Source organism: Streptomyces sp. CLV115 (genome assembly GCF_038448545.1).
GTDB lineage: Bacteria > Actinomycetota > Actinomycetes > Streptomycetales > Streptomycetaceae > Streptomyces > Streptomyces sanglieri.
On record NZ_JBCEWQ010000477.1, the window covers coordinates 1 to 255 of the forward strand.

Sequence of the window (255 nt, forward strand, 5' to 3'; positions counted from 1 at the left end):
TCGCGGGTGTCGCGGGGTACGCCGGTGATCACGGTGAAGCCGAACTCGGCGCCGGTCGAGGCGGCCGGGGCGGCGGGTGCGGTGGAGACCCTGGCGGTGGCGTTCTCGGCGCAGGCGACGGGTACGAAGGTCGTTGCGCGTACGCCGCGGGAGTCGACGGGGCGTCCGGAGCTGACGGAGGCCGCGATCGTGGTCTCGGGCGGGCGTGGGGTCAACGGTGCGGAGAACTTCGCGTTGATCGAGGCGCTCGCGGAC

General features: G+C 73.7%; 1 pseudogene. It reads left to right on the forward strand.

Annotated features, from left to right (window positions below):
• Positions 1–255, forward strand: a pseudogene (locus AADR41_RS42725) (electron transfer flavoprotein subunit alpha/FixB family protein); the annotation flags it as partial.